Source organism: Promicromonospora sp. NPDC023987 (assembly GCF_040639055.1).
GTDB lineage: Bacteria > Actinomycetota > Actinomycetes > Actinomycetales > Cellulomonadaceae > Promicromonospora.
This window is the reverse complement of sequence record NZ_JBEZZF010000117.1, coordinates 1-9,074: the sequence shown is the minus strand read 5'-3', so window position 1 is coordinate 9,074 and position 9,074 is coordinate 1. Positions and strand designations below refer to the sequence as shown.

The 9,074-nt window shown below is 72.7% G+C and carries 8 protein-coding genes; 1 reads left to right on the top strand and 7 read right to left on the bottom strand.

Annotated features, from left to right (window positions below):
• From AB0F40_RS26670 to AB0F40_RS26655, 4 genes are all read right to left on the bottom strand, one after another.
• Positions 1-671 (bottom strand): GDSL-type esterase/lipase family protein (locus AB0F40_RS26670; protein WP_357475177.1); only part of this gene is annotated, 671 nt, incomplete at its 3' end.
• Position 672: 1 nt separating this feature from the next.
• Positions 673-1,959 carry a glycosyltransferase gene (locus AB0F40_RS26665; protein ID WP_357475175.1) on the bottom strand — a complete coding sequence of 429 codons (1,287 nt, stop codon included), beginning with the start codon at positions 1,957-1,959 and terminating at the stop codon, positions 673-675.
• Position 1,960: 1 nt separating this feature from the next.
• A complete protein-coding gene (locus tag AB0F40_RS26660; RefSeq protein ID WP_357475173.1) occupies positions 1,961-3,106 on the bottom strand; it encodes a glycosyltransferase family 1 protein in 1,146 nt (381 codons plus the stop codon).
• Positions 3,107-3,266: 160 nt separating this feature from the next.
• The gene (locus AB0F40_RS26655; RefSeq protein ID WP_357475171.1) at positions 3,267-4,574 is read right to left on the bottom strand and encodes a hypothetical protein; all 1,308 of its coding nucleotides are present in this window, start codon (positions 4,572-4,574) and stop codon (positions 3,267-3,269) included.
• 109 nt (positions 4,575-4,683) lie between these two features.
• Here AB0F40_RS26655 and AB0F40_RS26650 point away from each other — a divergent pair, with 109 nt between their 5' ends.
• Positions 4,684-5,913: an Nramp family divalent metal transporter gene (locus AB0F40_RS26650; RefSeq protein WP_357475169.1), complete on the top strand. Its 1,230-nt coding sequence runs from the start codon at positions 4,684-4,686 to the stop codon at positions 5,911-5,913.
• Positions 5,914-5,922: 9 nt separating this feature from the next.
• Here the strand turns inward: AB0F40_RS26650 and AB0F40_RS26645 are convergent, their stop codons facing one another.
• Genes AB0F40_RS26645 through AB0F40_RS26635 form a run of 3 tightly spaced genes read right to left on the bottom strand, consistent with a single transcriptional unit; the run spans position 5,923 to position 8,932 of the window.
• Positions 5,923-6,897 (bottom strand): DUF4097 family beta strand repeat-containing protein, encoded by a 975-nt coding sequence (locus tag AB0F40_RS26645; RefSeq protein WP_357475167.1) that lies wholly within the window; start codon positions 6,895-6,897, stop codon positions 5,923-5,925.
• Entirely contained in the window at positions 6,897-7,556 is a 660-nt protein-coding gene (locus AB0F40_RS26640; RefSeq protein ID WP_357475165.1) for a response regulator, read from the bottom strand. Before AB0F40_RS26640 ends, AB0F40_RS26645 begins: the two co-directional genes overlap by 1 nt.
• Positions 7,544-8,932 (bottom strand): histidine kinase, encoded by a 1,389-nt coding sequence (locus tag AB0F40_RS26635; RefSeq protein WP_357475163.1) that lies wholly within the window; start codon positions 8,930-8,932, stop codon positions 7,544-7,546. Before AB0F40_RS26635 ends, AB0F40_RS26640 begins: the two co-directional genes overlap by 13 nt.
• Positions 8,933-9,074: the final 142 nt, after the last annotated feature.

The window sequence follows — 9,074 nt, the reverse complement described above, 5'->3', positions numbered from 1 at the left end:
TCTGGAAGATGTACTGGCTCAGGACGAGCGTGGCCTGCCCCGGACCGCCGTCGGTCATGACGAGGATCAGGTCGAAGACCTTCAAGACCGATCTCGGTGCAAGGGACCGACTTCGCCGCCGAGTCGGTGCAACAGACCGACTTCGCCGCCGACTCGGTGCAAGGGACCGACCCGGACGCCGGTGCACCAGCGTCCGACCGGACAGCCGCCGCTACCTCGTCGACCGCCGCGTTGATCAACGCGACCCGACGCCGCATCACGCGCCGCACGAGCCGCGGGCTGAGCTCGAACAGGCCGATCAGGGGCAGCCGCACGAGTACGACGTCGGCACCGGCGCGGCACAGCTCGGTGACGCACCGGTGCAGGTCCCTGAGCATGCGCCGTGCGTCGAAGTCGCTGCGCAGCACGTCGTTGCCGCCGACGAGCACCGTCGCGAGCCGCGGCCGCAGAGCCAGCGCGGCGTCGAGCTGCGCACCGACGACGTCGTGGGAGCGGGCCCCGCTGCTGGCGAGGTTCGTGAACGCCTCCACGCCGAGCACGACGGCGAGGTGCGCCGCCCAGCCGGGTCCGTGCACGGCGTCGGGCCCGACGGTGTCGCCGACGCCCACGGTGATCGAGTCGCCAAGGGCGACCAGTCCGAAGCTGCGCTCGCGTCCCGCCGGCGACGTCATCTCACCGTCGTCCCGCAGGGCCCACGTGGATCGGGTCGGTCGGGTCGGCGGGTTCCGGGGCGGGCCGAGCGCGTTCGAGGCGCGCCAGCTCCGGGAGCGGGGGGTCCGGGGTGAGGTCGAAGGCCTTGCGGGAGTGCAGCTCGATCATCGCGTCACCGGTGGCGCTCCACGGGAAGAGCTCGGCACGGGCGCGGGCGGCCTTGCGTCGCTCGTCCACGTCGCGGTCCAGCACCTCGTGCAGGGCGAGGGCGAGCGCAGCGGCATCCGGCGCGGCGGCGGCACCGGCGGTGCCGACCACCTCCGGCAGGGCGCTCGACGAGCTGCAGACGACAGGTGTCCCGGATGCCAGTGCCTCGAGCGCCGCGAGCCCGAACGTCTCGATCGGGCCGGGCGCGACGACGACGTCGGCGCAGGTCAACAGGGTTGCGAGACGGTCGCGGTCCGGGATGAACGAGAGGAACCGGTGCGGCAGGCCCGCGGACTGGGCCCGACGGCGCATCTTCTGCAGGAGCGGCCCCGAACCCGCGACGACGAGACGCACGGGGCGCCCGTCCCGCATGAGCTGCGCGGCGGCGTCGACCGCGAGGTCCGGCCGCTTCTCGGCGGACTGCCGGCTCGCGAGCACGATGAGCGCAGTGCCGGGCGGTGCGTACTGGGCGCGGGCCTCGTCCGAGTACCGGTCGGGGCGGAACCGCTCCAGGTCCACGCCCAGCGGCACCCGGTAGAGCGGCGGGAGCGTGGCCGCCCGGGTGCGGGCCGCAAGGCGTTCCACCTCGCCCGCGGCGAACTGGGTGGTGGCCACGAGGCGGTCGAACCGGGTGAGCGTGGCGAGGTTGTACCGGTCGGCGAGGGCCGGCGCCGCTGCGGCTCCGAGCGCTGCCGCCTGACCACCTGCCGCGGCGCCGGGGATCCAGGACCGCAGCACCCCGTCGACCCGCTCGTGCAGCATCATGAGGGACGGGATGCCGGCCTCGCGCGCCCAGTCGCCCAGGCCCGCGAGTGTGGTGCGGTCGCTCACCTCGAGCCGGTCCGGTGCGAGCGTCTCGAGCAGGCCGCGCATCTTGCCGGGCTGGACCACCGCGCGGTAGCCGCCGGAGAACGGCACGCGCGGCGCTGCGAGGCTGACGACCCGGATACCGTCCACGAGCGATACCCCGTCCCGCTTTCCCGGCACGACGAGCACGGGTTCGTGCCCCCGGGACAGATACTGCCCGGCCATGGCGTGCATCGCGGTTCGGATACCCCCGGAACGGGGGCTGTAGAAGTTCGCGACATGGACGATTCGCAAGTTATACCTCCGCTGAGCCGGCTCTCGCGTGCACCCGGATCGCGTCGTCGTAGTGCCCCATGAGCTCGGAGCAGATGTCGTGCCACGTGCGCCCCTCGGCGCGGTCGCGCGCCGAGGTGCCGAAGGCGCGCCGCTTGCGCTCGTCGCCCACGAGGTCGGCGACGCGAGCGCGGAGCGCTTCGTGGTCACCTGGAGAGTACAGCCAGCCGTCGTGGGAGTGCCGGACGATGTCCAGCGGGCCGCCGGCGGCCGGGGCCACCACCGGGACCCCGCTGGCGTGTGCCTCCTGCAGCGTCTGGCCGAAGGTCTCGAGCTCGCCCGGGTGCACGAACACGTCGAGGCTCGCCATCGCCCGTGACAGCTCGGCCCCGCGCAGCAGACCGGTGAAGTGGGCAGCCGGAAGGATCTGCCGCAGGTCTTCCCGCTCGGGTCCGTCACCGACGATCACGAGGCGCACGCCCGGCAGGTTCTGCACCACACGCAGCGCCTCGACCTGCTTCTCGGCGGCCAGGCGGCCCACGTACCCGACGAGGATGTCGCGGCCGGCGCCGACCCTGCGGCGCCAGGCCTCGTCCCGGAACTGCGGGTGGAACGCCTGCGTGTCGACGCCCCGGCCCCACAGGCGCAGGTTGGGGATGCCGTGCTCCTCGAGCTGCCGCATGGTCGCGGTGGACGGCGCGAGCGTCATCGTCGCGCGTTCGTGGATGTCCTTGACCCGCCTCCACAGCAGTGGCTCGAAGCCGCCCAGGCCGTAGCGCGCCGCGTAGCCGGGCACCTCGGTCTGGTAGACGGCGACGCTCGGCAGCCCCAGCCGCTCGGCGGCGAGGATGCCGCGCCAGCCGAGGATGAACGGTGAGGCCAGGTGGACGACGTCGGGCGCGAACGTCGCAAGGGTGCGCTCGGTGCGCCACTTCTTGCCGACGACGAGCCGCACGTCCGGGTACCCGGGAAATCCGATCGAACCGAGCTCGACGACGGGGGCGCCGCTGACGAAGGGCGGGACATGTCCGATGGACGCATCGGCGTCGGGCGCGAGGACCATCGCCTGGTCCCCTCGCGCATGCAGGTGCTCGAGAACCCGCAGGACGGAGTTGGTGACCCCGTTGACCTGCGGGAGAAAACTCTCCGCAACGATGGCTACTCGCACGCTACGAACCTGCCGGTCGTCGATGTCCGGACGAAGTCTTCCGTGCGGCGAGTCGGGGAACGGGTGGCGTCGAGACGGTTACCGCTACACACGATGTCACGTTCCTGACCGTAGCGGAGCCACCAGGCACCTGGCATGGGGAACACCCCTGAACGGACCCTCAGTCTGCGCTGGAGATCGACCGACGGCTCCGGACGACCTGGACGAGCCGTACGACAGCGCCGACCAGCAGCGCCACGAGCAGCAGGTTGCGCACGGCGCCGACGGTCGTGGCCAGTGGCCAGCCGCCGAGGAACTCGCCGTACCGGAGCGGGTAGAGCTCCATGGTGAGTCGCGCGACGAGGAGGGTGCCGAAAGCGGGCAGGAACCAGGTACGGCGCGTGCCCTGACTGCGGCTCCCGAGGGCGATCGCGGCCGCCATGGGAGGCCCGATCCATGCGATGAACTGCGGCGATCCCACCTTGTTGAAGACGATGAGGGCCAGCAGCTCCGCCGCGGCACCGAGCAGGAGGACGTCGCCGACGCGGTCGGGCCGGCGTCGGGCGGCCCACCAGGTGAGCGCCGCGAGCAGGCCCGCGGCGATGGGGAGCGCGATGTCGAGCGACTGTGCGACGGCGTCGGCGCCCTCCCCGAGCACCTCGTAGGTGTAGATGACGTCGTCGTACTCGACCCGGATCGAGGAGTCCCAGAGCCTGGCGACCGTGAACGGCGTGGCGGCGACGGCCTCGACCTGTAGCTGCCGGTCGCCCTGCTCGCCGAACACGTCGAGCACGTTGTCCTGACCGCCGCCCGCGAAGGCCACGCCGACGACCACTGCGCACACCGCCGCACCGGGGAGCACCACGTTGCGCAGGAACGTCTTGGCGCCCGACGCCGTCGCGGCCAGAGCGAGCGCCACCGCACCCGGTGCGATCTTGATCCACGCGCCCACGGTGGCGAGCGTCATCGCGAGCGCAGGCCGGCGGGACGCGACGATGAGCGCGACGAGGATGATCGGCGCGAGCAGGCCGTCGAGCCGCCCGATCCAGATGGGCCCGAGCGACACGAGGAAGGCCAGCCAGAACCAGACGGCGGCGCGGCCGTGCGGGCGGGCCCGGCCGAGCAGCAGCACGGCGACGGCGTTGGCGGCCGTCACGAGGCCCATCCACACCCAGTAGTAGCCGGGTGTCGAGTCGGCGAAGAGGGCGGGGATCGCCATGGGCGCGAGGGCGCCGATCGGGTACACCCAGTCGTAGTCGAAGACCGGCCACCACCCGGCGTCCATGCCGTTGCGGACCCACCACTCGTACAGGTTCACGTCGCCGAGGATCTGCGGCTCGAAGACCCAGGCCTGCAGGATGATCCAGGCGTGCGCCAGGACGAACCCGAGCCACAGGGCCGGCCAGGAGGAGAGCACACGGGTGACGGACCGCAGGATGTCCTTGCCCACGGCCTTGGGCGTTGTCGAAATGTCTGACGCGCTCGGCACGGCCACATCCTTGCACTGATCCGGGACGGCGTCGGCAGCCGGGCGGCAAGCGTGTCAATTCGGGCATCCGCGAGTTAGAGTTCGGGTACCCGAACTTTCTGGAGATCAGATGACCCGCACTGTCGCAGGGCCCCGGGCCGGCCGCGCCCGCCTCTTTGTCCTGCTCGGCCCCGCCTTCGTGGCGGCCATCGCCTACGTCGACCCCGGCAACGTGGCCGCGAACCTCACCGCTGGGGCCCGCTTCGGCTACCTGCTCGTCTGGGTGCTCGTCGCGGCCAACGCGATGGCGGTGCTCGTGCAGTACCTGTCGGCCAAGCTCGGCGTGGTGACCGGCCGGTCGCTGCCGGAGGTGTTGGGGGAGCGGCTGCCCCGCCCGGCCCGCCTCGCCTACTGGGTCCAGGCAGAGATCGTCGCGGCGGCGACCGACCTCGCCGAGGTGATCGGCGGGGCCATCGCGCTCCACCTGTTGTTCGGTGTGCCGCTCGTGCTGGGCGGGATCATCACCGGGGTGGTGTCGCTCCTGGTTCTCGCGGTGCAGCAGCGACGGGGCCAGCGGGCCTTCGAGGGCGTGGTCACGTCGATGCTCGCGGTGCTCACGGTGGGCTTCTGCGCGGGGCTGTTCTTCTCCCCGCCCGACCCGGCGGCCATGCTGGCCGGCCTGGTGCCCCGGCTGGCCGGTGCGGACTCGGTGCTCCTTGCCGCCTCCATGCTCGGCGCCACGGTGATGCCGCACGCCATCTACCTGCATTCCTCGCTCGCCCGGGACCACCTGCACGCGCCGTCGACGTCGACGCCACGGATCCTGCGGGCCACGCGGATCGACGTCGTGCTGGCGCTCGTGCTGGCCGGGAGCGTGAACATCGCGATGCTCCTGCTCGCGGCCGCGAACCTGCCCGGCCGGGAGGGGACCGACACCATCGAGGGCGCGCACGCCGCGATCGCCGGCACGCTCGGCCCCGTGGTGGGTGTGCTGTTCGCCGTCGGGCTGCTGGCCTCGGGGCTCGCCTCGACGTCCGTCGGGGCGTACGCGGGGGCGGAGATCATGTCCGGCCTGCTGCGGGTCCGCGTGTCGCTGCTCACCCGTCGCGTGGTCACGCTCCTCCCCGCGATCATCCTGCTGATGACCGGGATCTCGCCCACCTGGCTCCTCGTGGTCAGCCAGGTGGTGCTGAGCTTCGGCATCCCGTTCGCGATGATCCCCCTCGTGCGGCTCACCCGGGACCGTGAGCTGCTGGGCGAGCACCGGAACGCCCTGACCACCCAGGTGCTGGCCTGGGTGGTCGCGGGGGTCATCGTGGCGCTGAACGTCACTCTGCTCTACCTCACCTTCGCGAGGTAGGGAGGGGTGCTACCGGCCGAGGTAGGCGACGTCGCCGTTGGAGCTGCGGATCTCGACCGTGCGCTCGGCGCCCGGGTCGGTCGGGCCCTCGATGATCTCGTCGCCGTTCGAGGTGCGGATCGTCAGCGCCACGGGCTCGTCGTCGCCGATCACCGTGATCGCGCCGTTGCTCGAATCGCTGTCGACGTTCCCGTCGACCGCCGAGATCTCGACGCCCCCGTTGCTCGTGTCCGCCGAGGCGTCACCGGTCACCGAGTCGATGGTGATCTCGCCGCTGCTCGTGACTGCCGTGACGGTGCCGTCCACATCAGTGACTGTGACATCGCCGCTGGAGGTGTCGGTGTCGACGTCAGCCGCGGAGTCTCGGACGTCGATGTCACCGTTGCTGGAGTGGGCGGTCAGCGCGCCGGCGAGGTCGCTGGTCTCGATGTCACCGTTGCCCGTTCTCAGGGAGACGTCGCCGGCCAGGCCGCTCGCGACGACGTCGCCGTTCTCCGTCCGGATCACTACCTTGGTGCCCGTTGGCACGGTCACGTCGAGCTCGCCCGAGCAGCGGGGCAGCGCGATGGACCAGCCGCACCGGTGCGTGATCTCGAGCCGGCTCGCGGACTCGTCCACCGAGTAGGTGGGCTGGCGGAGGCCGCTGTGCGCGATGGCGTCCACCTCGACGCCACCGTCGGCGGCATGGACGGTGACGTCGCCGTCGGCCACGAGCTCCACGGAGCCCACGGCGTCGTAGGACCGCTGGGTTGTGGTGGTCTGCGACATCGTCAGGTCGACGAGGAACAGTGCGGCGAAGCCGACCACCACGACGGCGATGAGCACACCGACCGTCGTCAGGACGCGCCCGGTGGCGCTGCGACGCGGCGGGCCCGGTAGGCCGGGCGGGTATGCGGCGTCCTGCGGCCCCGGCTGGGCGTGCTGCCCGGCCGGCTCGATGGCGTCGGTGGGAACCGGGGCGCTCTGGGGTTGCGGCTGGTTCATCAGCGGGATCCGTTCTGGTCGAGCCAGCGCAGCACGGCGAGCACCCTGCGGTGGTCGTCGGTGGCCGGCGGGAGGCCGAGCTTGTTCAGGATGTTGGTGACGTGCTTCTCCACGGCGGCCAGCCCCACGACGAGGCGGTCCGCGATGGCGGCGTTGGAGCGGCCCTCGGCCATGAGCGCGAGGACCTCGTGCTCACGCCGGGTCAGGACGTCGAGGTCGGAGCCGGGATGCCGGGCGATGATCTGGGTGACGACCTCCGGGTCCACGACCGTCCCGCCCCCGGACACCCTTGCGACGGCGTCGAGGAACTCGTCGACGTCGGCGACGCGGTCCTTCAGCACGTAGCCGAGGCCACGCGCCCCGCGTGCGAACAGCTCGGTCGCGTAGCTCTGCTCCACGTACTGCGACAGCACGAGGACCGGCAGGTCCGGGTGCAGGCTGCGCAGGTGCACTGCGGCGCGCAGCCCCTCGTCGGTGTGCGACGGCGGCATCCGGACGTCGGTGACGAGCAGGTCGGGCAGCTCGGTGCCGGGCTTGGAGAGCGCCCGGACCAGGTCAGCCGCCGTGCCGTGGCCCGTGACGGTGTGGCCCTCGGCGGTGAGCAGCCGGGTGAGGCCGTCCAGGAGGAGGACGGAGTCCTCCGCGATCACGATGCGCACGGGACCTCCACGGTCAGTCGGGTGCCCTGGCCGGGCGGGCTGTCGAGCTCGAACGTGCCGTCGAGGGCGGCGACCCGGCCGCGCAGGCCCTCGAGCCCGCTACCGTGCGACGTCTCGGCGCCGCCCCGGCCGTCGTCGGACACCACTATGCGCAGGCGCGACGGATGCTCTTCCGGCACGAGGCTCGCACGGACCCGGACGGATTCCGCCCCGGCGTGCTTGGCGACGTTGGTCAGTGCCTCGGCGACCACGAAGTACGCGGCGGCCTGTGCGGCGGAGCCGGCCGGGCCGAGATCACCCGTCACCTCCACGCGGACCGGGACCGGGCTGCGGCCCGCGAGCGCGGAGAGTGCGGCGTCCAGGCCGCGGTCGGCAAGGACGGCGGGATGGATGCCACGAACCAGGTCGCGCAGCTCGGCGAGCGTCTCCTTGATCTCGCGGTGCGCGACCTCCAGGGCGGCGACGGCGTGCTCGGGGTCCCGGTCGGCCAGCCGGCGGGCCACCCCGAGCTCGACGCCGAGGGCGACCAGGCGCTGCTGGGCGCCGTCGTGCAGGTCACGCTCGATGCGGCGGCGTTCGGTGTCCGCTGCGGAGACCGCGGCCGTGCGGGACTCGGTGAGGACCACCGCTCGTTCGCGGGCGGTGTGCGCGGCGGCCTCGGCGACGCGGGTCTCCTGCTCGGCGACGGCGGCCCTGGCCCGGGCTACGTCGGCGGCGGACGGGCCCAGGAGGTTCGCCGCGAGCCGCACCATGAGGTAGGACCCGTACTGCGCGAGCGCGGCCGCCGACCACAGGAGCACGACGGCGAGCACGAGCGCGACGGCGGCGGTCGCGGGCCACGGCAGTCCCAGCCACCCCGCCAGCGCGCTGTCCCGGCCCAGCGGCACGAAGGCCACCGCGGCGGCGGCGCCGGCGGCCAGCGCGACGGTGAGCGGGAAGAGGATCGAGCCGGAGAGTGTCGCCAGGAACGCGTAGAGCGCGGCCGACCAGGCCCGGGCGTCGCGCAGCGGGGCCCAGGTCCTTGCCCAGAGCCCGCTGGGCGCTTCGGCCCGCCGGACCGGGCTGGGGATCGCGACGCCGGTCTGGTGCGCGATGCGGGCACGCTCGGAGACCGCGAACCAGCGGGCGGCCACGAGGCAGGCCGCGAGGAGCGGCAGCCCGATGCCGAGCGCGGGGACGAGCGCCGCCGACATCACGGTCAGGACCCACAGGGTCAGGCCGCCGGTCAGGTGCCAGACCCACCCGACGGCCAGCACGGCGACCGCGCGTCCGGTGGCGCGGTGGTACGGCGCGCTGAGGAATGCGGCGCCGGAGGTGAGCGCCGGCGCGACGCGATCCTCGAGGAGGTAGCGTCCGGGGCCGTCATCGCTGGTCATGGACACGACACTAGGCGGAAGCGGGAACCCGGAACATGTTGTGGCCCCACGAGGCGGGGGTGGGGTTTCCCCTACTGGGAGCGTTGTCGTGGCAGCGACGGCGCGCGCGTCGGCGTCGGTCTACACGACGGTCGAAGAGGTC

What these genes read in the sequence shown, in the direction of transcription:
- AB0F40_RS26645 (WP_357475167.1), bottom strand. Translation starts at nt 6,897, where the DNA reads ATGAACCAGCCGCAACCCCAGAGCGCCCCGGTTCCCACCGACGCCATC.
- AB0F40_RS26650 (WP_357475169.1), top strand. Translation starts at nt 4,684, where the DNA reads ATGACCCGCACTGTCGCAGGGCCCCGGGCCGGCCGCGCCCGCCTCTTT.
- AB0F40_RS26635 (WP_357475163.1), bottom strand. Translation starts at nt 8,932, where the DNA reads ATGACCAGCGATGACGGCCCCGGACGCTACCTCCTCGAGGATCGCGTC.